The 24,735-nt window shown below is 60.5% G+C and carries 21 protein-coding genes and 1 pseudogene; 7 read left to right on the plus strand and 15 right to left on the minus strand.

Annotation, left to right across the window (positions count from 1 at the left end):
• Window positions 1-21: 21 nt before the first annotated feature.
• From SJQ66_RS14705 to SJQ66_RS14730, 6 genes are all read right to left on the minus strand, one after another.
• A complete protein-coding gene (locus tag SJQ66_RS14705; protein WP_046152348.1) occupies window positions 22-1,029 on the minus strand; it encodes a sulfonate ABC transporter substrate-binding protein in 1,008 nt (335 codons plus the stop codon).
• Window positions 1,030-1,201: 172 nt separating this feature from the next.
• A complete protein-coding gene (locus SJQ66_RS14710; RefSeq protein ID WP_320534945.1) occupies window positions 1,202-3,778 on the minus strand; it encodes a bifunctional diguanylate cyclase/phosphodiesterase in 2,577 nt (858 codons plus the stop codon).
• A gap of 133 nt (window positions 3,779-3,911) precedes the next feature.
• Window positions 3,912-4,601: a methylamine utilization protein gene (locus SJQ66_RS14715; protein WP_024905928.1), complete on the minus strand. Its 690-nt coding sequence runs from the start codon at window positions 4,599-4,601 to the stop codon at window positions 3,912-3,914.
• Between the two features lie 82 nt (window positions 4,602-4,683).
• Entirely contained in the window at window positions 4,684-5,175 is a 492-nt protein-coding gene (locus tag SJQ66_RS14720; protein ID WP_236693388.1) for a group I truncated hemoglobin, read from the minus strand.
• A gap of 2 nt (window positions 5,176-5,177) precedes the next feature.
• The gene (locus SJQ66_RS14725) at window positions 5,178-6,134 is read right to left on the minus strand and encodes a DUF3034 family protein (RefSeq protein ID WP_253463671.1); all 957 of its coding nucleotides are present in this window, start codon (window positions 6,132-6,134) and stop codon (window positions 5,178-5,180) included.
• A 428-nt stretch (window positions 6,135-6,562) separates the two neighbouring features.
• A complete protein-coding gene (locus SJQ66_RS14730) occupies window positions 6,563-6,910 on the minus strand; it encodes a putative holin (RefSeq protein ID WP_320534946.1) in 348 nt (115 codons plus the stop codon).
• 410 nt (window positions 6,911-7,320) lie between these two features.
• On the opposite strand from SJQ66_RS14730, the gene SJQ66_RS14735 reads away from it, so the two are divergent.
• The gene (locus tag SJQ66_RS14735; RefSeq protein ID WP_157685714.1) at window positions 7,321-7,527 is read left to right on the plus strand and encodes a hypothetical protein; all 207 of its coding nucleotides are present in this window, start codon (window positions 7,321-7,323) and stop codon (window positions 7,525-7,527) included.
• Window positions 7,528-8,029: 502 nt separating this feature from the next.
• Window positions 8,030-9,676 carry a tannase/feruloyl esterase family alpha/beta hydrolase gene (locus tag SJQ66_RS14740; RefSeq protein ID WP_236693394.1) on the plus strand — a complete coding sequence of 549 codons (1,647 nt, stop codon included), beginning with the start codon at window positions 8,030-8,032 and terminating at the stop codon, window positions 9,674-9,676.
• A gap of 12 nt (window positions 9,677-9,688) precedes the next feature.
• Here the strand turns inward: SJQ66_RS14740 and SJQ66_RS14745 are convergent, their stop codons facing one another.
• Both SJQ66_RS14745 and SJQ66_RS14750 read right to left on the minus strand, forming a co-directional pair.
• Window positions 9,689-9,937 carry a UTRA domain-containing protein gene (locus tag SJQ66_RS14745; RefSeq protein WP_320535329.1) on the minus strand — a complete coding sequence of 83 codons (249 nt, stop codon included), beginning with the start codon at window positions 9,935-9,937 and terminating at the stop codon, window positions 9,689-9,691.
• Entirely contained in the window at window positions 9,927-10,499 is a 573-nt protein-coding gene (locus SJQ66_RS14750; protein ID WP_320534947.1) for a GntR family transcriptional regulator, read from the minus strand. The genes SJQ66_RS14745 and SJQ66_RS14750 overlap by 11 nt, the downstream gene beginning before the upstream one ends.
• Before the next feature lie 623 nt (window positions 10,500-11,122).
• On the opposite strand from SJQ66_RS14750, the gene SJQ66_RS14755 reads away from it, so the two are divergent.
• A complete protein-coding gene (locus SJQ66_RS14755; RefSeq protein ID WP_024905920.1) occupies window positions 11,123-12,706 on the plus strand; it encodes a complex I subunit 4 family protein in 1,584 nt (527 codons plus the stop codon).
• Here the strand turns inward: SJQ66_RS14755 and SJQ66_RS14760 are convergent.
• The gene (locus SJQ66_RS14760; RefSeq protein WP_253463669.1) at window positions 12,693-13,127 is read right to left on the minus strand and encodes an RcnB family protein; all 435 of its coding nucleotides are present in this window, start codon (window positions 13,125-13,127) and stop codon (window positions 12,693-12,695) included. The two genes, SJQ66_RS14755 and SJQ66_RS14760, sit on opposite strands and share 14 nt — an antisense overlap.
• Window positions 13,128-13,920: 793 nt before the next feature.
• Here SJQ66_RS14760 and SJQ66_RS14765 point away from each other — a divergent pair.
• Window positions 13,921-14,175: pseudogene (locus SJQ66_RS14765) on the plus strand (hypothetical protein); the annotation flags it as partial.
• 468 nt (window positions 14,176-14,643) lie between these two features.
• Here SJQ66_RS14765 and SJQ66_RS14770 read toward each other — a convergent pair.
• The gene (locus SJQ66_RS14770; protein ID WP_320534948.1) at window positions 14,644-14,967 is read right to left on the minus strand and encodes a hypothetical protein; all 324 of its coding nucleotides are present in this window, start codon (window positions 14,965-14,967) and stop codon (window positions 14,644-14,646) included.
• A 466-nt stretch (window positions 14,968-15,433) separates the two neighbouring features.
• Here SJQ66_RS14770 and SJQ66_RS14775 point away from each other — a divergent pair, with 466 nt between their 5' ends.
• Entirely contained in the window at window positions 15,434-15,877 is a 444-nt protein-coding gene (locus SJQ66_RS14775; RefSeq protein ID WP_036013235.1) for a MarR family winged helix-turn-helix transcriptional regulator, read from the plus strand.
• Window positions 15,878-16,132: 255 nt separating this feature from the next.
• On the opposite strand, the gene SJQ66_RS14780 is transcribed toward SJQ66_RS14775, so the two are convergent.
• The 4 genes from SJQ66_RS14780 to SJQ66_RS14795 all read right to left on the minus strand — a co-directional run bounded on the left by SJQ66_RS14780 (window position 16,133) and on the right by SJQ66_RS14795 (window position 20,171).
• Window positions 16,133-17,203 carry a glycosyltransferase family 4 protein gene (locus tag SJQ66_RS14780; RefSeq protein WP_024905916.1) on the minus strand — a complete coding sequence of 357 codons (1,071 nt, stop codon included), beginning with the start codon at window positions 17,201-17,203 and terminating at the stop codon, window positions 16,133-16,135.
• A gap of 474 nt (window positions 17,204-17,677) precedes the next feature.
• A complete protein-coding gene (locus SJQ66_RS14785; RefSeq protein ID WP_024905915.1) occupies window positions 17,678-18,448 on the minus strand; it encodes a ferredoxin--NADP reductase in 771 nt (256 codons plus the stop codon).
• 200 nt (window positions 18,449-18,648) lie between these two features.
• Window positions 18,649-19,446, minus strand: a complete 798-nt coding sequence (locus tag SJQ66_RS14790; RefSeq protein ID WP_024905914.1) for an endonuclease/exonuclease/phosphatase family protein — start codon at window positions 19,444-19,446, stop codon at window positions 18,649-18,651.
• A 32-nt stretch (window positions 19,447-19,478) separates the two neighbouring features.
• On the minus strand, window positions 19,479-20,171 hold the full coding sequence (locus tag SJQ66_RS14795) for a hypothetical protein (RefSeq protein ID WP_320534949.1): 693 nt from the start codon (window positions 20,169-20,171) through the stop codon (window positions 19,479-19,481).
• A gap of 435 nt (window positions 20,172-20,606) precedes the next feature.
• Here SJQ66_RS14795 and SJQ66_RS14800 point away from each other — a divergent pair, with 435 nt between their 5' ends.
• The gene (locus SJQ66_RS14800; protein WP_301290934.1) at window positions 20,607-21,236 is read left to right on the plus strand and encodes a LuxR C-terminal-related transcriptional regulator; all 630 of its coding nucleotides are present in this window, start codon (window positions 20,607-20,609) and stop codon (window positions 21,234-21,236) included.
• Window positions 21,237-21,358: 122 nt separating this feature from the next.
• Here SJQ66_RS14800 and SJQ66_RS14805 read toward each other — a convergent pair whose 3' ends face one another.
• Window positions 21,359-23,458, minus strand: a complete 2,100-nt coding sequence (locus SJQ66_RS14805; RefSeq protein WP_024903628.1) for an ATP-binding protein — start codon at window positions 23,456-23,458, stop codon at window positions 21,359-21,361.
• Between the two features lie 138 nt (window positions 23,459-23,596).
• Here SJQ66_RS14805 and SJQ66_RS14810 point away from each other — a divergent pair, with 138 nt between their 5' ends.
• Window positions 23,597-24,706, plus strand: coding sequence for a response regulator (locus SJQ66_RS14810; RefSeq protein ID WP_320534950.1), 1,110 nt, complete (start codon window positions 23,597-23,599; stop codon window positions 24,704-24,706).
• Window positions 24,707-24,735 lie beyond the last annotated feature (29 nt).

The following is a 24,735-nucleotide window of genomic DNA, read 5'->3' on the forward strand; positions in this document are numbered from 1 at the left end:
GCGATAGCTCGGTTTCCGCCATCAGACGTTCACCAGCGTGGCGTCGCGCACCCGGATCGGACGCGGGATCAGTTTGAGCGCATAAAAGGCGTCGGCGATACGTTGCTGTTCCACCAGCACGGGCGCATCGATCGGCTTGTAGACATGAGCATAGTGTTTCAGCCCCGCCTCGATGATCTCCGGCGGTAATCCTTGCAGCGGTGACAAGGCTAGCGCCGCGGCGCGCGTATCGGCCAATATCTGCTGGCCCGCAGCGGATAATTGATTCAGCGTCAGCTTGACGATGTCGTCGTGGGCCTTTGCATAAGGCCGTGCGGTCAGGAAGAACTGGTGATGGCTGACAACGCCTCGACCATCAACCAGCAAGCGCGCCCCACTTTGCTGTTCCGCCGCGGCGAGAAACGGGTCCCAGATGGCCCATGCGTCCACGGAACCCGAAGTCAATGCCGCTCGTGCATCCGCGGGTGCGAGGTACACCGGCTGGATGTCGCGATATGTCAGCCCGTGTTTTTGCAGTAGTGCGACGATGAACCAATGGACGTCTGATCCCTTGTTGAACGCGATTTTGCGGCCTTTCAACTGCGCAACATTGGTAATTGCCGCGTCTTTTGCCACCAGGATACCTTCGGCCTGAGGCGTGGGCACTTCATATGCGGTATAGACGAAATCGGCACCGGCGGCCTGAGCGAAAACGGGAGGGGCTTCGCCCACGTAGCCGAAGTCGATCGCGCCGACATTCAATCCTTCGAGCAGCTGCGGTCCCGCGGGAAATTCCACCCACTTGACGGTAACGCCGGCGGGAGCGAGCGCTTTTTCGAGATTGCCGTTGGCACGAAGCAAGACCAGCGTGCTGGCTGCCTTCTGGTAGCCAATGCGGAACGTGTGCGACGCGGTCTGCGCGAACGCTTTTTCCATGGGCAACGCGAAGGCTGCACACGATGCCAGCAAAAACGACGTTAACGCGCGGCGCTGCGGGTCCGCTGAAAGGGAGGGCACCGTCTTGGGATCGGCTTTGGCGTGTCGTTTCATCTGGCGGGAGCGTGTCTGATGCGTGAGGATCGGAATGGTCATTTTGACCGCCGATCCTAGCTGCTCTTGCCTGGCAAATCCAACGACGAATTCTGCTATCGATAGCGCCAATTCTGCGTTGGCGCCCGACGAACGAAGTACGCTGCCCCTGATCCTGCCCGCGGGTGACCGTTCAGGTCTTATCGACGTCTGGTCGGGGCACGCCAGCCATGGCGGCATTGCCGGCGCCCCGATGCGCGATGGCGTGCGCGGATGCGACGTGCTGCGTCGACGTCGCATTGCTGGCGGCCTGGACTGCGGCGGCCACGACTGCCTCCGCTTTCAGCTTCGCATCCCATTCCGCCAGCCAGACTTCCAGCCGTTCTGGAGGCAGGGGGCGACTCAGATGATAGCCCTGAGCCAAGTCGCAATTCAACTCACGCAACTGGTTCATCACCTCGACGTTTTCGACGCCTTCTGCCACCACCTTCAATCCCATGTTATGGCCAAGGTCGATGGTCGAGCGCACGATGGTTTTGTCGCTCACATGCTCGGCCATCCCCATCACGAAAGTGCGATCGATCTTCAGCTCATGCACCGGCATGCGTTTCAGATATGCGAGCGACGAATACCCGGTGCCAAAGTCGTCAATCGACAGGCGAATGCCCAGCGCATACAACTTGTCCAACGTGGCAATCGCGTGCGCGGGATCGTCGATGATCGCGCTTTCGGTGATTTCCAGCCATACCAGGTGGGGCGGAACCTTGTACTTCGCGAGTACCGTGGCCATCTTGGCCGGCAACGCGCTATGGATCAAGTCGCGCGCGGACACGTTGACGGAGATGGCCAATTCGACGTCGCGCGACAGCCATTCCGCGCATTGCGCCACCGCACGATCGATGACCCAGTTGGTGATTGCCTTGATGTAACCCGTTTGTTCGGCAAACGGAATGAACTGGTCTGGCGGTACGAAGCCGCGAACCGGATGCTCCCATCGTACCAAGGCCTCGACGTACTTCACCTCGGACGTGGCCAGATCGACCTTTGGTTGATAAAACAGCATCAGCTCGTTCTGTTCCACGGCCTGACGCAACTCGCTCATCAACGAGAGACGATCCGCACGGTTCTTATCGTATTTGTCATCGAAGGCCATGCGACCCAGGTTGCCGCGTTTCGCGACATACATCGCGATATCCGCGCGGCGCAGCAGCACACTGGCGTCGGTGCCGTCTTTCGGAAAGGTGGCAATGCCAATGCTGGCACCCACGTCGACGAACTGATGCTCGATGTAAATCGGCTGCTCGAGTGTTTTCAAGGTAAGGTCGGCCACGCGGATCGCGGCGTCGCTATCGGTGTCGGGCAGAAGGATCGCGAATTCGTCGCCACCCAGCCGGGCGACCATGTTGGTGTAGGGCGCGAGCGCGCCGCGCAGACGATCGGCTGCTTCGCGCAACAACTCGTCGCCGATATGATGGCCCAACGTATCGTTGACGTACTTGAATCGATCCAGATCCATCACCATGAGGCTGAAAGGGGGCAACGCCTCGATAGTGGATGCTTCCGCCGCCGCCTCGCCACTGTGTTCCGGCGCGATGCCCGACACCGCCCGCGCCTGGGCGCGTTCGATCGCGCGTGCAGGCTGCAATGCGTCATCTAGCCGCTCGGCAAACCGTGCGCGGTTCGGCAGGCGCGTAAGGCGGTCCGTGTATGCCAGTTCCGTGATTCGCTGCTCGCGTTCGGAAATACCTTCCTGCATAGTGTTGAAAGCTTGTGCCAACTGGCCGACCTCGCTGTCATGCGGGATCTGGATCGGCTCTGAATAGTCTCCGAGGCCCACGCGGCGCGAGAAACGCGTCAGCGCGCCAATAGGCTTCGTAACGCTGTTCGCCGTCAACAGGCTGCCGAGTACGGACATCACCAGGCCGACGACGGTGATCAATAGCAGGGCGGTTTGCAGACGGCGGAACGGCTGTAGCGCATCCGTCAGCGAACGCTGCAGCAGCACGGCCATCGGCGCGGTTGTAACGGTGTCGTTCAGGCGCACTAGGCGGCTGACATAGTCGCGATCACCGCCGTCCCACCGGGTGGCGTCGGAGCGGCGCCCCCGTTCGTCTTGCGCCCCCGGCTCGTCGAGCGACGAGGCAAGCGATTCCCAGTTCTTTTTGCCGTCGCGAGCCATGAACGAGACGTCCAGCGAGAGCAGTGCCGCCATTTCTTTCGCGGTGGTGGTGTCGATCGCGAAGCCCATGCCGATATAACCGATCGTCAACGGCGCCTTTACCGGCACGGCCACGATCTGGTAAAGCTGTCCATTGAGCATGCCGATCATGCGGGCCGAACCTTCCCGGGTGGCCTGCCGAATCATGTCGGGAAACGGAAACACCTCGCCGGGCAAAATCGGCCCGGCCGTATCGGCGATCAGCTTGCCGTTGGTATCGGCCAGCATCGCGAGCTTTGCGTGGATGCGGTCGCCGTGGTTCTTTAGCGCCGAATCAATCGTGCTGACGTCATGTGTCGCGACGGCGGCGCGGAAGCCAAAGTCATCCGAGACGACCGATGCGGCCTGCGTCAGTCGTTCGCCGTTGGCGTCGAGGATTTCATGCAATACACGCTCGGCCACCGCGAGTTCCGCGTTGGCATTGGCATACGCGTTCGTCCGGATCACCGAGCTGATGATCAGGAAACCGGCAATCTGTACGGCCAGCATCAGCAATACGATCGTGAACCCGATACGGGCGCGAAGACTATGGAATGGCATGCGAATCAACATGGCAGGCGCCTCGTTGCACTGCTAGGCGTCGTGACGGCCGCGAGCCCGGCGCCGCTGTCCGCGTCATGCGCCATCCCCGGCAGGCGGGCGGGGGCGGGGACAGGCGTTGCGCCGGTGGTCCGGGCGGGCCGCATCACGACGACGGCTTCAATTCCACGCGCATGCTGGCCGCGCTCGTGGTGTTCGCCGCGCCGGCGGTCAACGGCTGCGTGACCCGTCCATTCGGATCGGTCATCTGGTAGTGCCAGACTGTCAGCGTATAGGCGCCCTGCGGCAGTTTCATCAATTGCGCGCTACCGGTTTTGTCGGTTTTCGCAAAATACGGCGTATCCACCACCATCAGATAGGCCAGCATCTGATCATGGATATTGCAGCCCATTACCACCAGGCCACTCTTGTCGAACACCACAGGTTTTGCATGCAATCCGTGGTAGAGATGCAGGTCGAACTTCTTCGCGTCCGAGAACGAGTACACATCGTGCTCGAAGTCGTCCTTGTTCGGGAAAGTGACCGACGTGCCGGTCTGCACTACCGAAATCAACGGCACGAATTTGCGTTTGACTTGGTCGATGGTGGCCGTGCCCGACGTTGTCGGCGGCACCGTGTCGCCGGACGGGATCGCCCAGACCACGGCATCATCAACGGCGGCGCCGCTCTGGTCTACCACCTTGACCGATACGGTTGCCGCCATGGCCGGCATGCCCACCATCGCGCCGACGAGCAGCAGCGATGTGGTCAGCAAGCTGGTGCCGACATGACGCAGGGCGCGATGCATCGGCGCCGATGACGTCAGCAGGAACGGCGATCGAAGAAGCGGGCACATAGTGGTCAGTCCGTCCGGGCGTTTCGCCCAGGATTGAGCGCGCCCATTCCGGATAACGGACGTGCGCGAGGATTCTTTACAATTACTCGCGATCCTGGATGTCGCGGTACATCGGAGCCAGTTTAGCGAGCAGTTTGTTTTGCAGTCGGAACGGAATACCGTGCTTGTCCATCGCTTTCTGAAGGTCTTCAATGGTCGCGTCGAACGCTGCGCGGTTGATGCCGTCGCCTGCGTGCGTCTGCTTCATCGACCGGCCGGTATAGGTGCAGCCACCGTCCAGCAACATGCAGAATTGCTCACCCAGGAGCTTTTTGACGCGAGTCAGCGACACGCCCTCGAAGTAGTCTTTCGTGCGCGGGTCCGCAAGCAGATTGTCGTAAAAATCATCGATGATCTTCGACATCTTCGCTTCGCCACCGAACTGCTGGTATAGCGTTTCGGCTGCCTTTGCCGGGTGAGTGAACAACATCGCGGTGGCGACGAAAAACGTGGTCGCCGCGATCAGGAGCAAGGTGCGTGGTGTCGGTTGCGAGTGCGTACGCGATGATGAAACGGAAACAGGGGCTCGGCGCATGGTCAGAATCCTACTTGGGCGCTGCCGTAGACGCCGCGTTGGCGACGAAACGTAGCAATATCGCCTAGGTCGACATAGGCAAATGTCAGAGAGAAATACTTGGTTGGCGCCCACGCAATAAACGCATCGTAGGCATCTTGCTCACGCGCAAATCCCAAATTGTTCGGCTTCATCCGGTATTCCACGCCCACAGCAATGGATTTCGACAGCAAATAGGCGGCGGACGCTTCGAAAGCGGCTTTATAGGAATTGGATTTGTCGCCGCCAAATCCCAGAATGCCGAACTGATTGGCCTTCGTCATACGTAATGTGCCGTTCAATAACAGGCTTTGCGCGAGAAGCAGCTTGGTCGCCGAGACATAGAAGTCGGTGCCGGAATCGCTGCGGGCGCCCAGCGCCTTGACCAGTGCACCGTTGTTGTTGTGCTTGAACTGCATGCCGACAGCGATCTGTGGCACCCACGTGTCCTGGTCCAGGACCGCATCGCCCAGGACGCGCACCTTGACGCCGAACGTATCCATATTGATGCGATAGCCAGCGCCCAGGCCCAGCGCCGCGCCCGCGGAACGGGTGTTCAGTTGCTGGTGGGCCATCGACAATTCGACCCGGTTGGCGATGCCGATTTCCGCGCCATAACTATTGATAGCGAAATCCTGCGTATGGACGTAGGTCGCGTGCGCGTTGCCGCCAACCTGGCTTCCGGTACCATAACCGCCGATGACGGCCCATGGCGTCAGTCCGCCGCCGGCGGAGCCTTCTATCTGGGATACCCCGCCGGTCAGCAACAACTTGCCGCCGAAGTCGGCCGTACCCGCTGTGCCGGTCAGACCGGCGTTGTCCGAGGCGGAGGGAACCTGGGCCGCTGCATCGAACGTCAGGACAAGCAAGGCCGTGGCTACCAGACAGCCCAGCAGGCATTGAAACGTGGGCGCGAACTGGAAGAGGGATTTCGTGGACATCGTTCAGTACAGTGCGGTTGGCGCATTTACAATTGGCGATACAGTTGCCATCTCAGGCCACTTCAGCCGGTTATTTTTGATAGCGGCAAACGTTTGTATAACTTGAATGAAATGCACCTGTAATATGCCGATGCGGTGCAAACACAACATGATCAAGCGGGGTTGTTAAAAATTACCTGGCGTGCATCTCAAAAAAACTATGGGAAATCTTGTGCCTGCGTCCACGCGTAGCGCTTGATGACGATTTGTACCGATTGCACCCCCGTTTAAATTAACTAGCGCTATTTAATCGCTTAAGCACGAAACGAAACGCATTCAACGAGAAGCATCTTTAAATTGACTTATCAATAATTATGTCGGCAGCATTATGCGAAGCGAACGATGAACCCATTACATCGCAATCCGCCCCCTACATGTGTTTTAAAGCGTCATTTACCACGGGCAATAGGTGGAAAAACGTCGCCGTCGAGACGCTTCCGTAATCGCAGGGTTACGGCAACGGCGGTAGATGCGCCAAGGAACGCAGCGATGCCTGCGTTTGTCAGTGGCGTCTGTGCGATGATCTCCGCAGCGCTGAAGTAGCCGGCCACCAGGGATACGAAATCATGGCAGGCACGTCGCGCGACGGATCGACTACGTGATACCGTGACAATCAGTATGGCGCCGGCGAATGCACCGATCAACGCATCGGCATCGAGCGGGTGTGCGATCAATAGCGCAGCCAACGATGTCTGGATCGATTGCATCGTCATGGGAGTCAGAGGGGAGAAAGTCATGGCATCGCCTTGAGTGACTGCGTAGCCGCAGACCTGTCATGCCAGCGCGATATGCGATGGTCTCTTATCGTCGGTCGGAACGTGCTCCGTGTCACGTCGACTCGACGGTGTACGCCGATGACGTGAGTCGCGCCGCCGATACATCAGAATCGCTGTGTCCAAGACGGTAAGTGAAATGACATGGTGTAGGCACGAGCCTGACGTACGAGTGAGCCGTGACTCCTTCTAAACGGATCTAGACGTCAGCAGCGCAACGCTGTGCTTGATCTGATGACATAGGCAAATGCCTGGGGGGTGTGTTTGTTTTTATAAGGAATGCAAATGATACGATCCCAAATCCCTAAGCGCATGTTCCGGCGTCTGTATCTAATGCGACTTTCGCGGCGTGTCTGCATACGCGAACGGTGGTGGTGCGCAAGCCGGTAGGTTCCACGCTACGACGCTTTCTGCTTGAGCATCCGGATCTTGCTGTCGCCAGCGAGGACCTGACGCGGACGATTTTGTGCGACACGTTAGCCTATGACCGTTACCGCGGGGTGGGTGGGCAACAGATGAACGCATCGCTTGCAGTGTTGCGGCGCACGCACAACAGTCAGACGTCTGCCATTCTGATGTGAGAGGATGGAGAAATTCTCCAACGCCCACTTTCGAATGCGGTGCGCTTAACCGGCTCCGCGACTGCCCTAGTCTGTGCTGAACGATCCTATCCGCGCCTTATCGGCGCAACGCCCCCTGGTTTTCCGCACGCTTGCCGCACGGATGCGCGCCGGTCCGGTCGGCCGGTCAAAGGTCATTGCACGTGCGGTGTGTACCAGATACAGAACGCGCGCCAATCTTGGCATCGTACGTGTCGTATTGCTGGCCGGCGCATTTGCAGGACTCGTGCTGGCCATGATGATCTCGCCGGTGTCGGAGGCAGCAACCGGTGCCACCGGTATCGTGCCGTCTTCAAGGGCGAGTGCGCCGCTTGTGCCATCGGCAGCGCCGACCGTCGTGGCGCCCGGTGATGACGATCGATTTGCAAAGCCAACGGCACAGGCCAGCCGCACGACGGGCACGCGCCTGGGCCTCTCACGCGCGACATCGGATTTCATCGCTCGGTGTAACGGCCTGGACAAGATGATGGTGCCTGCATCGGCGATCGACTTGCCGACGCGCGGGGCGCAGATCAACGACGCCGCTTTTATCGCCGCGGATGCCCAGGGGAATCGCAACGGCGCCTATTGCCGGATCGTTGGCGTGATCCGCGCGACGCTTGAGACCACGCCCGATATCCGGTTCGAGGTCAATCTGCCATTGCGCTGGAACGGGCGTTCGTTGCAGATGGGCGGCGGCGGTTATAGCGGCGTGCTAGTGACCGGTACCGAACCTACCGCGTTCGCGCCTTACGCATCACCGCTGTTTCAAGGCTACGCCACCTACGGTTCGGACTCCGGGCATGTAGGGAATGCGAGCCTGGCAAATTTTGCGACGAATGATGAGGCAGTCATCAATTTCGGCTATGGGCATCTGAAGAAGACGCACGACGTGGCATCGGCGCTGATCAAGCTGGGCTATGGTCGTGCCCCATCGGAGCGATACTTCGCTGGCGGCTCGACGGGCGGGCGGGAAGCGCTGACTGTGGTGCAACGTTTTCCCGACGACTATGACGGCGTCATCGCCAACGCGCCGGCGTTAAACTTCTCCGGCGTGCGCCTGATCGGGGTGATGGTGGGGCAAGCGGCGTATGGCCAGACGGATGGGAACAATGCCGTGCCGGTGCCTCCGCAGACGGACGGCGGCAAGCCGGCCGGAGGCGACGGTGGCGGTGCGTCGAACCAACTGCCGCGTGACGATGACACCGCGGGCGTGCGGCCTCCGGGTTATGTCGGACCGGCACTGCAGCGGCGGGTCCGTGAGATCGTGCTGTCGCAGTGTGACGATCTGGACGGTTTGCGTGATGGCATTGTCTCGAACGTGGCTGCGTGCCGGCAGCGTGAAGGCCAGATCATCGCGGCCCTGCGCTGCCCGGCGCAGCAGCGCGACTGGGTCAGTGCGCGACTTTGCGCGACGCCCGCGCAAATGCATACGCTTCAGATATTGCGCAATGGCCTGAAGCTGCCCTATTCATTGGCGTATGGCGTCTCCCGCTATCATGGCTACAACGTGTTTGCCGGCGTCGACTTCACCAGTGGACTGGGGCTAGGTAGTTCGCCGCGATTGACGCGGCCATTGCGCTTTGACGCCAACGGCTATCTGTTCGCGCAGGCGGATGGCTATATGAAATACTTCGTGACGCGCGATGTAAGGTTCGACACGCTACATTTCGACGTGTCGCACCCTGGCCGATGGCTGGACCGATTGGTGGCCCTGTCCGACGTCGTCGGCGCGATGAACCCGGACTTGTCGGGGTTCATCGCGCACGGGGGAAAGATCATTATCATGCACGGTCTTGCGGACGAGGTGATCAGCCCTAACGAAACCGTCGCATTCTATAAAACGTTGGTGGCGCGATATGGTCAACCCATCGTTGACGCTTTCCTACGCCTTTATCTGGTGCCGGGCTTCCAGCACGGTAATGGCGTGTTCATCCCGGCGTTCGACGAACTGACCGCGCTGGATCACTGGGTGACGAACGGTCAGGCACCCGAAACGCTGGTGGGCGCGGATATCGTCCGCGGCACGAATGGCCGGACCCGGCCCCTATGTCGGTACCCGACTTATCCGCATTTCAACGGCAAGGGCAATCCGAACGTGGCGGCTTCGTTCACCTGCATGATGCCCTGACGCCGATCCGCCTCAGGCGATCTGCTGGACGATGTAGTCGATATGGAATTCGGCGCGGTAATAGGACTCGCCGCTGATCAGCGGTCGCCCGGCGCCGTCACGCAATGTGTAATCGCGGATCAGCAGCGCGCTGCCCGGGGCCACGTCGAGCTGGGCGGCCAGGTCCGGGGTGGCAGTGGATGCGCGGATCTTGCCCACCACTTGGCGGACCGGTGATCCCAGTTCATCGAGAATCCGGTGAATCGACCGGCTATGCAGCATTTCCACGGTGATCGCACCGCCAATGGCGGGGGGGAATGATCCGGATCTCCAAGCTGGCCCGCTGATCGCCGATGACGCGCAGGCGGCGCAATTCGAACACGCGCTCCGTTGCATCCAATTTAAGCAGGGCGCCATGCTCCTCACCCGCCGCGCGGGTGACGAAGCCCAGTACCTCATAACTGACGCTGGCACCTTCCAGCGCCAGCTTATCCTCGAACGACGACACCTCCGTCAACTGCAGTGGCGCACTGATCGAGCGCATCGAGACAAAACTGCCGCTCCCCGCACGGCGCACGATCAACCCTTCGAGGGCCAACTGCTGCACCGCACGCGCGACTGTGGCGCGTGCGGCCTTGAACTGCTCGCATAACGCGGCCTCGGTGGGGATCTGGTCGCCCTCTTTCAAGCGGCCACTCGCTATCTCGCCGCGAATAAAGCGTTGAATCTGTGCGTAAAGCGGCAAATGCGCATGGGAGCCGGACGAGGCTGCCAGGACACCGGGCGGCTGACCGGGCACGCCCGAGCCACCGCCGTCGCCACCCGACATACCGTCATCGGTCATGCTTGAAGCGGAAAAGCCGGACTGAAGGGGGAAAGGTATTTTTCTAATCATCAATTCGACCGGCGAGTTCGGGTCCACGGGCGGCGTACCGTCTTGGCCTGCCGATAAATCTTGGCCTGCCGATAAATCGTATATGAGAACAATACGAATGGGCAATTACCAATCGCGTCCCCATCACATCGATGTCAAAACCGTGTGAATACGCGCACCATTCAATAAAAAAACGTGGATGCTTTGTACCATTTCGCGCAATGGACTATTGTCCGGCGCGGCGAAAACGCAGCGGCATGGGCACCGTTGTCTGAAAATGTATTGTCGGCCCAAGGGCTTGTGCTGCAAAAAAAGGGTGAACCGGTTATGCTCGTTTACCCAAATACAGCGCCGTCGGCGAGAGTGGATGCGGTAACGATTGCGGTGCCAAGGTTTCGCTGCGACAATTGGGCGCAGTTTTCGGGTGCGCCCCGGGGAACGCCTGCGCGCGTCGCTTGCGCGCCACAGAACGCGCCCTGACGCCGACGCGGGACGTGCTCCTGTCTAACACCGGGCGCCTGCTCGATGTCCGACAAGCGCGCACATTGCCAGCGTCCACCGTCCCACCGCGCTAAAAACGAATTCGTTGATCAATGCAATCATTTCCGCTGCTTAGCCTGGCCATCTGGGTCCCCATCGTTTTCGGCATCGCCATTCTGTGTGTCGGCTCATCGAAGCGGCCGGCGCCAGCGCGCTGGCTGGCGCTGACCGGTGCGATCCTGGGGTTGCTGCTGACCGTCCCGCTCGTGTTCGGTTATGACGCCACGTCCGGCGCCGAGCAATTCGTCGAGCAGGCCAACTGGCTGCCGGCGTTGCATAGCACCTACCACCTGGGTATCGACGGCATCTCTCTGTGGCTGGTGGTGCTGACCGCGTTCACGACCGTGGTGATCGTGCTGGCTTCCTGGCGGTCGAAAATCCGAGTGCCGCAATACCTGTCGGCATTCCTGCTGCTATCCGGTTTCCTGATCGGGGTATTTACCTCGCAGGATGGTCTGCTGTTCTTTGTGTTCTTCGAGGCCACACTGGTGCCGTTCTATCTGTTGATTGGCGGCTGGGGTGGTGCCAACCGGGTGTATGCGGCGGTCAAGTTCTTCTTCTTCTCGTTGATCGGCTCGCTGACGATGCTGGTCGCGCTGATCTATCTGTATCACGTGTCGCATAGCTTCGATATGGCGACTTGGTTCTCGATGCCGTTGACGCTGTCGCAGCAAATCTGGATATTCCTGGCCTTCTTCGCGGCGTTTGCGGTCAAGGTCCCGATGTGGCCGGTTCATACCTGGCTGCCCGACGCGCATATGGAAGCGCCGATTGGCGCCTCAGTGATGATGAGCGTGCTGAAGCTCGGTGCCTACGGCTTCTTGCGCTTTTCACTGCCGATCACCCCGGATGCCAGCCACTTCTTCGCCCCACTGCTGATCGCGCTGTCGCTGATCGCCGTGGTCTACGCCAGCCTGGTCGCGCTGGCACAGACCGACATGAGCAAGGTCATTGCCTATTCGTCGGTCGCCCATATGGGTCTCGTCACGCTTGGCCTGTTCATATTCAGCCAGATCGGCGTGGTTGGGGCGATCGTCCAGTTGATCTCGTATGGTTTTGTCTCGGGGGCGATGTTCCTCTGCATGGGGGTGCTGAGCGATCGGATGCAGACGCAGTCGATGACGGCTTATGGCGGTGTGATCAATACCATGCCGCGCTTCGCCGTTTTCATGATGGTGTTCACGATGGCAAACGTCGGTTTGCCGGGCACGTCCGGTTTTGTCGGCGAGTTCATGGTCATCATGGGCGCGATCAAGTACAACTTCTGGATCGGAGTGGGCGCGGCATCGACGATGGTGTTGAGCGCCGCCTACACGCTATGGATGTACAAGCGCATCATCTTCGGACCGGTGGCGAACGAGCGCGTTGCAAAACTCAAGGACCTGGGCTTGCGTGAAATGACCGTGCTCGGCGCGATGGCGTTGGTCGTGATGGTGATCGGTGTGTATCCGCATCCGTTCACGAAGGGGATCGACCCGTCCACCGCCATTGTGCTGGCGCAGGCAACGCGATCGAAGATCGCGGTGGCATCGGCTGAGCCGGCGGCGGCGCAGGTCGCGGCACAGCGCGACGATGTCACGCGTGCCCTGCCGCGCAGCATCGCCGACAGTGGCACGTCGCGGGTCAACGGCCTGTGATGATGTCCCGGATGACGCCTGAACCGATGGCAACCAGCAAGTAGTCACCGTTCACCCCGACCCAATGGTAACCGCGTGGTGGCGGTTGCAATTGATACTCGCGATAATTGTCGATGACGTACTGACGATCTCGGTATTCGCGGGGCAGTGGGCGCCCGCGTTCGCGCCATCCGCCATCCATCGGTGCGGGTCCCGGACCGCGTGCATCGACGGGTCCCGGACCGCCAGGGCGCGCCATCGGCGGCCGGTGCATTTCCGGGCGTGCGCCCGGGCCGCCACGATCCGGCTGCGAGGGCCGCATGCCGGGCGCATGGTGGTCGGGCCCGGCGTCCTGTGGTGGCATGTTCTGTGCAACTGAAGCGGTCGAGACCACGGCACATGCTGCGGCAATGAATGCGGCGACCGATAATGTCTTCTTCATTTAAAGCACTCCCCTGATCGAACCTTCCATGTCGCGGATGCGGCATGGCCAGCTTGGTGTTATCGAAACAATCCGCCACGCGGTAAGCCGGTGATGGCATTCCCGTCATGCAAGCCGCATGCCATTGTCTTTTCATTTCTCTGGATCACCTATGTCGAACGACTACAGGGCGTCCGGCGGGACCGTGCTCCCGGTCTCGTCCGTCGGGCCATCCGGCTTACCGGTGGCGAACGCGACCGCACGGTTTTGCATCGGTGTGGATGGTGGCGGTTCCGGCACGCGCGTGCTGATCGCGCCGTATGCGCCATCTGCGACCCCGGCCGGCACGGCGCGATCGTTTGTGAGCCCGCATCCGACCGATGTGTCTGGCGGAGTGCCCGTCAGCAAAGGCGTTGTTGATCAATATGATCTGCCTGTGGGTCTTGCCTGGCCATTACGCGGTGCGGCCGGTCCTTCTGGCCTTGGCCTTGGTATCGAACGTGCCTGGGACGCCATCACGCGCGCCTGTACGGACGCTTTCTCTACCGCAGGGATTACGTGGCAGTGGCCTGATTGCGTCATGGCGTGTGGTCTGGCGGGGGACAACCATGCGCCTTGGCGCGATGCGTTTATCGCCAGTGCGCCGCCGTTACGAGGGTTGTCGGTATTCAGTGACGCGTTCACGACCTGGGTCGGCGCGCTCAGCGGCGGGGGCGATGCGCTTGACACAACGAAGATCGATGGCACGATGGGTCGCGAATCTGGAAAGCAACCCGGCCAAGAGGGCCGTGGGCGGGCACGGAGTCGCGCCGAGGCGCCGACACGGGCGCACGACAACGCGCAAGACGAAATCATCGCCGGTGTCGTGATTGCATTGGGGACCGGTAGCATCGGTTGTGCGATGGACGCGGAACACGGTTGGCGTACCGTGGGTGGCTTCGGTTTTCCGGCGGGTGATGAGGCGAGCGGCGCGTGGTTCGGCCTTCAGGCGGCAGGCTATGCGCAGCGGGCGCTCGACGGCCGCGTGCCGATCGACGCGTTGGCGCGGGCGTTGATCGACGCCATGGGGTTGCCAGAGCGCACTGGAAACGTTGCGGCCGCGCCGTGCCATGCCGATGCCTCTCCTATCGCAAAAGTTGAGGCCGGCCCGGCGCATCACTCAGCGGCCAATGATCCGAACGCGGACGCGCCGTCGCATGGCACGTCAGGCTTGGCGAGCGGGCGGGACCGTTTGCAAGCGTGGCTGACGTCGGCGAATCAGACCGATTACGCGTCCCTGATGCGGGTGCTGGTGGACTTTCCGGACCATCCGACGGTTCGGTCGCTTCGCATGCGTGCCGCGGCTGACGTCGATGCCATGATCGATGCGCTTGACCCGGGCATGACGCTACCGGTGGTGCTGGCGGGGAGTGTTGCTCCTTGGCTGGCGGATGCGCTGGCCAGCCGTCATCGGTCGCGGCTCCGTCCCGCGGTCGGCGATGCCGCTACGGGTGCGCTGCGGATGGCCCAAGGCTGGATCAAGCAGCCCTGAGGTGCTTTAGCGGTTCCAGCCCGGCGGCGGCGGACCACGGTGTCGGTAACGATGCGGCGGCGGTGGCGGCGGAGGGGGAGGACGGTGCCAATGCCGACGACGGTAACGACGCGGTGGTGGTGGCGGCGGCGGCGGGGGGCCGCCTACATAGCCGGGTGTTCCCACATTGATGCCGATATTCACCGGGGCAGCCTCGGCATGGAATGCGGGCAAGCCGACGACCGCCAATGCGACGACGGCCAGCGACTTCCCGAATGCATGCCAGACGCCGCGGGCCGCGCCTCTGGATAGTGTGGCGGCCGCCGAAGCGGCCAGGTCGTTCTTCATCATTACCTACCTTTTTGTTCTGGTCTGTCGGCCGGTCATCACAACCTGCATGTAAGACGATGCCAGATTCTGCTTTCTTACGCTTTGTAACGCATGTGTTGACCTTCCATGCATTGGTTCGACGTCATTCCGGCCGATGGATTGGGCGCTAGCGCATCTGCATGTCAGCCAGTCTCGTGCGTCGTAATCGAACGATCGCTCGGATACTTACTGTTCGATGCCGTCGTAGCAGGCGAGGCGTCGCATGTCGCAGCCGGGGCACCAGCACAATTTGTTGGGCATCGCCAGTGCAAAGTGGTGCAATCGGAAAAGCTTTCAAAAAACTGTCAGTTTTGCACACCAGACCATTTGATCTGTCTGCACTGCTTTGCGGAAATAGGCGGGTGATCAACCTTTGTCATTGACAATGAACGACATGGCAATAAAAATCAGCTTACCGTCCACTCCGTCCAGCGTGTTCAAGGCTCTTATGACAGACATCTATTCCGTCGAGAATTTCGATTACAAGCGCGCGGTCGGGCGATTGCTGACGCGTGTGCGGCATTTGTTGCTCGAGCGCGTAAGCGAGCGTCTGGAGGCGCTGGACCTCACTGCCGCGCAATGGGGCGTCGTCGTGACGTTGGCCGAGGGTACCGCGTCGACGCCAGCCGAGCTGTCCCGGTTACTTGATTACGATCCAGGTGCGATGACCCGCCTGATCGATCGTCTCGAAAAGAAAGATATTGTGCGCAGGACGCGCAGTACCGATGATCGGCGGTCGGTCAGCCTGGAATTGACGGACCGCGGCCGGGCGCTGTTCCCGGAGATCCTGCCGTTGATCGTTGGCGTGTACAACGAACTGCTGCAAGGTTTCTCGAAGGAAGAAGCGACCCAGCTCGAAGGGCTGCTGACGCGGATGCTCGAAAACGGCTGAGCGTGACGTAAGGCGGACAGCGACTCGGCTTGCACGCTTACAGGCCAGCGTCGCCGCCTGCGACCACACAACGTGCGCATGACGGAGGGCAATAAAAAAGCCAACATCTTATTGAAACCGCACCCCTGGCGTTGGACATCGTCCTATCCACCTTTGGTGCGCGGTTCGAACACGATGCTGGCTTCTTTACGACCCCGACACGTTGCTGCCTGTCGCGCGCCATCACGCGGCAGGCAGCATGACGTGTTGTCCTGCTTAAGCGGCTTGACCCTTGATGACTTGTTCCAGCGCCGGGATCGACTGCGCCTTGATCAGGCGTTCATAGACCTCGACGTAGTTGCTCGCCATGGTGTCAGCGGTGAAACGTTCTTCGAAACGCTCACGGATCGCACGTCGCGGCAGTTCCTTCAGACGATCCACCGCTGCAACCGCACCGTAGATATCCTCCACGATGAACCCGGTTACGCCATGATCGATGACTTCCGGCACCGAGCCACGATTGAACGCGATCACCGGCGTACCGCATGCCATTGCCTCGATCATGACCAAGCCGAACGGTTCCGGCCAATCGATCGGCAGCAGCAAAGCCTTGGCGCCGGATAGGAAAGCCGGCTTTTGCGCTTCGTTGATTTCACCGATGAATTCGACATCGGCTGTCGACAGCAACGGTTCGATCTCGCGTTCGAAATATTCCTGGTCAACCTTGTCGACCTTTGCCGCTATCTTCAACTTCATGCCCGTCTGCGCGGCAATCTTGATCGCTGTGTCCGGACGCTTTTCCGGGCAAATCCGGCCCAGGAATGCCAGGTAGCCCGGCGCGACGTCCTGACGCGGCGTCAACAGATCGCTGGGCAGACCGTGATAAACGGTATTCATCCAATTCGCGCGCAACGGCGCACGCTGCGAATCTGAAATGGAAACGACCGGCGCCTTGGGGAATGCATCGAATACCGGTTGCAACTCGACGAGGTCGAGGCGGCCGTGCAGCGTCGTGACGAACGGCACATTCATTTGGGAGAACAGCGCGAACGGTGCGTAGTCCAGGTGGAAATGCAACACGTCGAATTCGTGCGCACGGCGGCGTACTGTCTCGAGCAGCAATGCATGCGGCGCATTCGAATCGCGGATCGCCGGATCAAGGCGCAAGGCCTTTGGCCAGACCGCCTCGTGCTTGGCGCTGGTCTGCGAGTCCCCGCTCGCGAACAGGGTGACGTCGTGTCCCTGCTGGACCAAGGCCTCGGTCAGGTAGGACACGACACGTTCGGTGCCGCCGTAAAACTTCGGCGGAACGGCTTCATAGAGCGGTGCAATTTGAGCGATGCGCATCTGGATAACTCCTGGTCTGTGCGTTTCGCGTGCTTGCCGCTTCAAAGCGGTCCGCCGCAAAAACGTCTGGCGTCTTGAAATCCGCCACCGTTCGCCGAGATGGCGAACGACGCGGCATGATCCCGATTGACGGTGGCGCTTCACTACGGGTGGTGCCTGCGCGTTCGTCCCTTGTTTCCCATTATCGACACATGTCCCGAAACTGCGATCGACTTTGCAAACAATTTCGCCTTGTTACAGGGCGAAACATTTCAAAGTCAATGACTTGCGTCGATATAGCAGGGTGCGACAGCCATCAAAGTACGGTGGCTCGGCCTTGATGATGACGCCATTCGATCAACTTGATGGCGGCACTGTTACAAAGCCGGGCGTGGCGTTTACCCGACACGTCGGACTTCACGTTTCCCCTGCGTGCGGAAAAGTACGCGATAGCCCGTCAATCCTCACAGCACGGCCCGTGCCAGCGTTGCGACGTCAATCAACAAACGCACGTTCGATCACGTAGTGACCAGGTGTGGAGTGATTGCCTTCCTTCAAGCCTGCGGCATCCAGCAATGCGCGCGTGTCTTTCAGCATATGCGGGCTGCCGCACAGCATAAGGCGGTCGTTTTCCACCGAGAACGGCGGCAGATCGAGGTCCGTGAACAGCTTCCCCGAAGAGATCAGATCCGTAATGCGGCCCTGCGTGCGGAATGTCTCACGCGTCACGGTGGGGTAGTACGTCAATTTGTCGCGGATCAACTCGCCGAAATGCTCATCGGACGGCAGCGTTTCGGTAATGTATTGCTGATAGGCCAACTCGCGCTCGAAACGGCAAGTGTGGGTCAGCACAATGCGGTCATAGCGTTCATAGACGTCAGGGTCCTTGATCACGCTCATGAAAGGGGCCAGCCCGGTGCCGGTGGACAGCAGCCACAGCGTCTTGCCCGGCAGCAAGTTATCGACGATCAGCGTGCCGGTCGGCTTGCGGCCGATCATCACCGTGTCGCCTGCTTGCAAGTGTTGCAGCCGCGAGGTCAAGGGGCCATCTTGCACCTTGATCGACAAGAATTCGAGCGACTCTTCGTAATTTGCGCTTGCCAGGCTGTATGCGCGGAGCAAGGGCTTGCCCTCGACCGGTAGCCCGACCATCGTGAACTGGCCGTTCAGAAAGCGGAAGGACGGGTCACGGGTGCATTTGAAACTGAAGAGCGTGTCCGTCCAATGATGTACGCTCAGGACGGTTTCCTGGTTCAGATTACTCATTTCTTGTCCGTAAAGGGCGCCACCCAGAGGCACGACGGCGCAATAAGGGCGAGCGGGCCGACCCGGCCTGTCCCGGTCCCACAAAAATAGCTCGGTATTTTACCTGATGCGCCCAGGTGGAGCAGAAATGACCTGCTTGCGAGGCAGAGATTGCATGGAAATAAGCTAATAACCGCGATGCGGCGCCCGATATGCGGCTTTTACGCAGCAGAAGGCGGATCCAGTCTAAGACGCGCGACGTAGGGCAGGTGATCCGACAGCCACGCCGCCTTCTGGTCGGGGACCACCCAACTGACCGGCGTCAATCCGCGGACGAACATCTTGTCGAGCGCCAGCGCCGGGGAAAACGCCGGAAATGTCCGTCCACTGACGCCCAGCGTACCGGCGACCTCGATCAAACCCGCCTCCGCGAAAATGGCCGGCGAGTCGTTTTTCCAATCATTGAAGTCGCCGGCGAGGATCAGCGGACCACGCGGTGCGCCCGTGGCAATCCAGGCGGCAATCCACCGCATCTGACGCAGTCGCGCCGCGCGAGTCAATGCCAGGTGGGCACACAGCAAGGTGATGATCTGGCCCTGGTAGGTCATGCGCGCGGCAAGCAGCCCGCGCCGCTCGAAGCGGTGCGCGGAAATATCCCAGCGACCACTCAAATCCAGTGGATGCGGCGATAAGATCGCATTCCCGTGTCGCCACGATGGTTTGAAAACATTCGGACCAAGCGTCACCTGCATCTGCAACGATGCGGCAATCTCCGTGGCCTGACAATGCCATAACGCCTCGGGCGGATCTTCAGTGGGTTCGCCAAATCCGGCGGGTGCGAGCGCGGCGGGCAAGCGCTTTGCCATGGCTTCCTGAAGGAAGCAGGCATCCGCGCCACTCCGGGCGAGCCAGTCACGCATCGGTTTCCAGACCTGCAGCCCAAGCGGCGAGCGACCCTTGTGCAGGTTCCAACTCACCGCGGTGAAGTCATCATGTGCCAGTGCTTGCGGATTTCTCATGGAAATAGCTTACTCGCAGCGCGCGATTTTCGCTATCGCGGCACCGGGCCGGACGCCGCGCTGGAGGACGATACTGCTGCCGATGCCGATGCCGATGCCGATGCCGATGCCGATGCCGATGCCGATGCCGATGCCGCGACGTGGGCGGCCAGTTGGTAGGCCAGCGTGGGATGTTTCGGCACGATGGTCCACGTATCAGACTGGCCTGACGCAATATCCCATTCTGGATGATGCGCCGTGATGGTCCGTGGTGTCGGCGGCAATATACAGCCATCGGAGCGGACTGTTAAAGGCGTGTTGTCATCGATCGTGTCCTGTGTATCGACCGAGAAGCCGATGACCTGATGACTATCCACACCGAGCGGCGAAAGCGTGATTGTTCGTGCGAAGGCGACCGGACGAGTTTGCGCGCCTTCACAGCCTACCGGATGGCTGACGTTCCACTGACGCGTCACCGTTGCCGATTGACCGACGGCGGTGTTGCCTGAGAACGTGTCCGCCACCTTGCCGTCGGTGAGTACGGTGAGCGTCCAGGCAACCCGCGCCGGCGGCGAGTATCGGCGGACCGGCGCATCCCGATCTTGTGCCCATGCGGACCATGTCAACGACATGGCGAAGAGAAAGAGCGCGGTGCGGGAGGCGCCGTGCGGCGTGGTTGGACGTAAAGCGTGCATGGTAGGCCAATAGGCGAGGGGAACAGCATGCCGTGCAGTGCGCCGCTGCATTGCAACATCCGAACGGTGGGCGCCGGACCGGGAAGTGACCAATGCATTGTGCCATGGTGCGCCGAGACGTGTAGGCCAGGTCCTGCCAAGGGGCGGCGAGGATGCGATCTGGCACGACTTCGGACGATTCCTATTTCGGCGGGGAGTGCGGCGCTTTGTCCTAAAGTTCAACCTTACAGTGAGTATTTACTCTGGATAAGTATTTATCCCTGCGGCAGCGCGGAGTTGGCCGGCCGAAGATAAAGAAACGACGGTGGGACACGTCGCAGGAAGCAGGCACAATGCCGTCGGGGAATGAAAAACGTTGCGTGATGTCGCAACGCGTTGCAATGTGTCATCAAACAAGCAATGCTTCATTGGTACAACGAAGGGATAGGCGTGGATCAACCTAAACAGATTATGACGGGCAGTCCTTCCGAGAGCGTCGAGGGAACGATGGCGCCATGCAATGTGCTGGTTGTCGATGACCACCCTTGTGTATTCGCCGCGATCGAGGTCGCATGCAGAAAGGCCGGCGTGACGGGAAAGCTCAAACATGTGATGACGGCACGGCAGGGACGTGCCGCATTGGCCGATGTGCGCCACACGTCTGAAGAGGAAAAGTTTCAGCTTGTCATTGTCGACCTGGATCTGCCGGATATGGCGGGTGTCGACTTCATTCGAATCGTTCAACAATTGCATCCGGAGGTGAAGATTTTCGTCTACACAGCCAAGCGCTATGAAATGTTCGCCTGTCGCTTGAACGCCATGCATATCGCGGGTTTTTTGAATAAATTCGAGGCAATGGAAAAAGTGGGTGCCGCCATTGGCCTGGTGGCGCAAGGCTTTCACGTAAAGCCTTGCGGTGGCGCGGGAAATGGCGACAATCCGTTCGATCTCTTATCGAACCGTGAACTGTCGGTGGCGATGCTGATTGCCAAGGGCAACAGCAATCGAATGATTGCCCAACAACTGTCGATCAGCCAGAAGACCGTAGCGGTCCATAAGATGAACCTGCTGCGCAAGCTGTGCTGCGAGAGCGCGATTGATGTGGCGCAGATGGCCCAACTCCACGGCTTAGGTTGATGGACTAGCCGGTTATGTCGATTGGCGATTGGCGATTGGCGATTGGCGATTGCGCCGACGTCTGACGCCCTTGATACGTGAGATGCATCGGCGCCATCCCATCGCGATCGTCATCGTACGCGTCAGCGTAAGCGCTGTCGCGCGACCCAGTCTAGACATAACACCACGTCGATACTGAAAGCGCGAAGGCGATCGGACAACCGCCGTTCTTGCAGTGTGTCCTTTGCGATCTCCGACGGTGTGACACGCCTGCGTCCTCGTCGTCGCGATGCCGTCGTCATCGCGTGTTCCAATGCCGCTCCGTGATTGGCCAATGGGCTGCAACCCAGCACCTGCAATCCACCCGTGAGCCGATGCAGTGGGCGCTGACTTGCCCGTGCCGGCTGCTGCTGGATAAACGCCGTATCAATCAGGCGCAGGTCTTCGAGCGTGGCGGCAATGAACGACGTCAATACCCGATCCAACGTCACGGCGTTGCCGAATATGTTGCGCAGCTTTTGTAAATCGAGAGGTGCTTGTTGCGCGTGATCGGGTCGCCGCGCACGCGCGTCTTGGAATATCGATGCCTGGTCCGTGATCACGTGCGCGCGGTGAGAGGCCAGCGACGGGTGCCGCGGATGCCAATCGCGGACGCACAAACGGCTTAACACCTCGGAGGTCACCGGCTTGACGAGACACTCGTCGAATCCTGCCGCGTATTGCTGCATTGCCTGGCCCGGAAGCGGATTGGCTGTCAGGCCGATCACGCGCATCGGCAATGCGCCCGAGACTTCGACCTGGCGCCAGGCGGCGGCTAACGACAGGCCGTCACGCCCTGGCATCTTGCAGTCGGTGAGCATCAGGTCGAAGCGACGTTGCCGTAGTAATGCCACCGCGGCATCGGCGTTTTCCGCCGTCGCGACACCATGACCCAGCGCACCGAGCTGCGCATCGAGAACGAGGCGCGTGGTGGGATGATCATCGACGACCAATATCTGAGCGCGATAGGATTGCAGTGCGGACGACCGCTCGCCATGCAACGCACCATTGACGTTCCGCACGCTGGGTGGCGTTTTCGCGCGCCGCCGCTGATGCATCGGTTCCCTTTCGGGTGCCGGCGCGGCGGCAGTCGTTGCGCTCTGGCAGGTGCCATCGGCGGGTGGCGTCGACGACGCGGCGTTTTTCGTGGTGGGCTGGCTGCTCTCCCTGCTGTTCGGGGCGTTGGCAATCGGCCAGCAGGCGGCGAGGCGTGCGGTTGTGCCCACCCCCACCTCGCTCGTCAACGTTAGCGACCCTCCCAGACGTGAGGCCAGCAGTTTGGCAATCGCCAGGCCGAGGCCGCTGCCGTCCGGGTTTCGCGCGAGATGTTCGTCTACCTGTGCAAACGGACGGCATATGGTCGCCAGGGCTTGCGCTGGAATGCCGATGCCCGTATCAATTACGTCGATTGTGATCGCTTGCGGCGCGGTCGCGTATGCCGATGGTGTGCCAGACTCGCGCGGCATTCCGGAAGTGTGTCCCAGTACTGATTCAGAATCCGACGCGGATGTTGCGTCGCATGGCGAAACGTACGGCGTGTTGGTGTCGAAACCGGCTGATCCGTCTTGCTTTGAGAGCGGTGGCATCAAGCCCGAGGTGGAACGGGAGACGTGAATCAGAACGTGCCCGGCATCAGTGAATTTCAACGCATTGGTGACGAGGTTGAGCAGAAGCTGCCTGAGTCGTATGGGGTCCGTTGAGACCCACGGGGCCACTGTATTGTCGACATGCGTCTTCACCACGACGCCGGGATGCGGGACCTTCGCATCGAGCAATGCAGCCACGTCTTCTATCATTTGACGCAGATCAACCGGTTCCGCTGCGATGGAAGGCTGCGCCGTCCGAAGTTTAGTGAAGTCAAGTACGTCATTGGCAATGCGTTCCAGCGCGACCGCCGCACCGGTTCCGATGCGCAAAAGCGCTTGCTGACGGGCGTTAAGCGGTGTCTCGCTAAGTAGTTCCAATGTGCCGAGCAAGCCTTGCATCGGCATGCGCAACTCGTGGGCGATGACGGCCGTCAGCGGCAGAGTGTCCGTTGCATGCCAGGCCGGCAGGTCGTCCACGGGCACGCCGTGGTTGAGGCCGTAGCCGTCCGGCGTCGGCGCAGGTAAGGAAGCGGATTGGCAAGGGCCGCGCTGGGCGTGCCGGACATTGCCTTGCGTAAGGGTAGGCCTCAAGGGAGCGCGGATCGGCGATGACGGCATGGTGCGAACCTTTGGATAGAAGGAGGGGCGTCGCATGGCGGCTGGACAGCACACCATTTGTCCGATTGGATAGGGTGCATTCGCTTAGTGACCCGTAGTAAGATGACTTATATAAGTGAATGCTGAAGGAGACATGACATGCCTGACGCTATCCGGGTAATGGTGGTCGATGATGAGCCGATAATGATAGAAGGATTACGCGCCATCATCGGTCGCTCTGAGTCAATGACCTTCGTCGGAGGTGTGAGATCGCCCGAGGAATTGTTTTCTGCATTAGGTGCAATTCATTGCGATGTACTTGTTATGGATTACTTAATATCTGATGAGGATTGCGGTAGTCCGGACGGATTGTACCTGCTGCGACAAATTCGGGTAAGTCATCCGTCCGTTCGGACAATTCTGTATACAAGTCTCAATCGCGCGGGATTGCGGGAGTCCGCGCTGGCGTTGGGGGTCGATGCGATCCTGTGCAAGCGGGACCCGCTCGACGTGTTGACGAAGGCGATTCTGGTACTCGCCAGCGGCGCCATGTGTGTAGCGCCTTCCTCGATGCTCACCGTTGCATCTGGGTCGACCTTGGAGACCGGGCCGATGTCGGCCCAACCGGTTGCGTCTCGTGTGCCGGGCAGGCTAGCCGCCACGTATGCCGCAATGGCCCTGTCGTCACGGGAAAACGTGCCGAACGGGAATGTGGCTTGGTCCGAAAGCGGTCAAGCCGGGCAGGCTCGGCGGGAAGGTCGGCGCATCAGCAATCGTGTCACCGGCAAGACGTTGCCGCTCGGTCAGTGGACGCGATGCGACGTCTCGGCGTGCAGCCTGGCCGAACGTTCAGGTCCGGCAACCGAGGATCGTCGGGCGCCGCGGACGTCGGCAACGTGGGTGACGCGGGGGGCTGCAGGGCAGGCTGGGGCACCCACTCGGTCGGGCACATCGGAAAATGACGGCGTCGGCGACGCGGCGAAGACGGACGGTGAGCTGCTCCACTTTCCCGATGCGGGGGGCGATGCGGCGTTGCTTGGCGAGCGGGGCGTCTGGATGGAAAACCGGCCGTCGCTTGCGCGGCTGTCACCGCGCGAAACGGAAATTGTCCGACTATTGTCGAACGGGCGTTCTTTGAAGGAGGTAGCCGCCTATGTCGGCCGCAGCCCGAAGACGGTCAGTAACCAGAAGCGTTCCGCCATGCTGAAGCTGGGCCTCCTTTCCTATATCGACTTGTTGCGCTTTGCCATTCAAGCCGGTCTGACCTGATGTGCGCGGGAGATCGTGGCGCGCTGACG

Origin of the sequence: Robbsia andropogonis, from assembly GCF_034047095.1 — a bacterium.
In the GTDB taxonomy this organism is placed as follows: Bacteria; Pseudomonadota; Gammaproteobacteria; order Burkholderiales; family Burkholderiaceae; genus Robbsia; species Robbsia andropogonis.

Coding starts and splice junctions, on each gene's coding strand:
- SJQ66_RS14705 (WP_046152348.1), bottom strand. CDS start 1,029: ATGAAACGACACGCCAAAGCCGATCCCAAGACGGTGCCCTCCCTTTCA.
- SJQ66_RS14710 (WP_320534945.1), bottom strand. CDS start 3,778: ATGTTGATTCGCATGCCATTCCATAGTCTTCGCGCCCGTATCGGGTTC.
- SJQ66_RS14715 (WP_024905928.1), bottom strand. CDS start 4,601: ATGTGCCCGCTTCTTCGATCGCCGTTCCTGCTGACGTCATCGGCGCCG.
- SJQ66_RS14720 (WP_236693388.1), bottom strand. CDS start 5,175: ATGCGCCGAGCCCCTGTTTCCGTTTCATCATCGCGTACGCACTCGCAA.
- SJQ66_RS14725 (WP_253463671.1), bottom strand. CDS start 6,134: ATGTCCACGAAATCCCTCTTCCAGTTCGCGCCCACGTTTCAATGCCTG.
- SJQ66_RS14730 (WP_320534946.1), bottom strand. CDS start 6,910: ATGACTTTCTCCCCTCTGACTCCCATGACGATGCAATCGATCCAGACA.
- SJQ66_RS14740 (WP_236693394.1), top strand. CDS start 8,030: ATGATGGTGCCTGCATCGGCGATCGACTTGCCGACGCGCGGGGCGCAG.
- SJQ66_RS14745 (WP_320535329.1), bottom strand. CDS start 9,937: ATGCTGCATAGCCGGTCGATTCACCGGATTCTCGATGAACTGGGATCA.
- SJQ66_RS14750 (WP_320534947.1), bottom strand. CDS start 10,499: ATGACCGATGACGGTATGTCGGGTGGCGACGGCGGTGGCTCGGGCGTG.
- SJQ66_RS14755 (WP_024905920.1), top strand. CDS start 11,123: ATGCAATCATTTCCGCTGCTTAGCCTGGCCATCTGGGTCCCCATCGTT.
- SJQ66_RS14760 (WP_253463669.1), bottom strand. CDS start 13,127: ATGAAGAAGACATTATCGGTCGCCGCATTCATTGCCGCAGCATGTGCC.
- SJQ66_RS14770 (WP_320534948.1), bottom strand. CDS start 14,967: ATGATGAAGAACGACCTGGCCGCTTCGGCGGCCGCCACACTATCCAGA.
- SJQ66_RS14775 (WP_036013235.1), top strand. CDS start 15,434: ATGACAGACATCTATTCCGTCGAGAATTTCGATTACAAGCGCGCGGTC.
- SJQ66_RS14780 (WP_024905916.1), bottom strand. CDS start 17,203: ATGCGCATCGCTCAAATTGCACCGCTCTATGAAGCCGTTCCGCCGAAG.
- SJQ66_RS14785 (WP_024905915.1), bottom strand. CDS start 18,448: ATGAGTAATCTGAACCAGGAAACCGTCCTGAGCGTACATCATTGGACG.
- SJQ66_RS14790 (WP_024905914.1), bottom strand. CDS start 19,446: ATGAGAAATCCGCAAGCACTGGCACATGATGACTTCACCGCGGTGAGT.
- SJQ66_RS14795 (WP_320534949.1), bottom strand. CDS start 20,171: ATGCAGCGGCGCACTGCACGGCATGCTGTTCCCCTCGCCTATTGGCCT.
- SJQ66_RS14800 (WP_301290934.1), top strand. CDS start 20,607: ATGGCGCCATGCAATGTGCTGGTTGTCGATGACCACCCTTGTGTATTC.
- SJQ66_RS14805 (WP_024903628.1), bottom strand. CDS start 23,458: ATGCCGTCATCGCCGATCCGCGCTCCCTTGAGGCCTACCCTTACGCAA.
- SJQ66_RS14810 (WP_320534950.1), top strand. CDS start 23,597: ATGCCTGACGCTATCCGGGTAATGGTGGTCGATGATGAGCCGATAATG.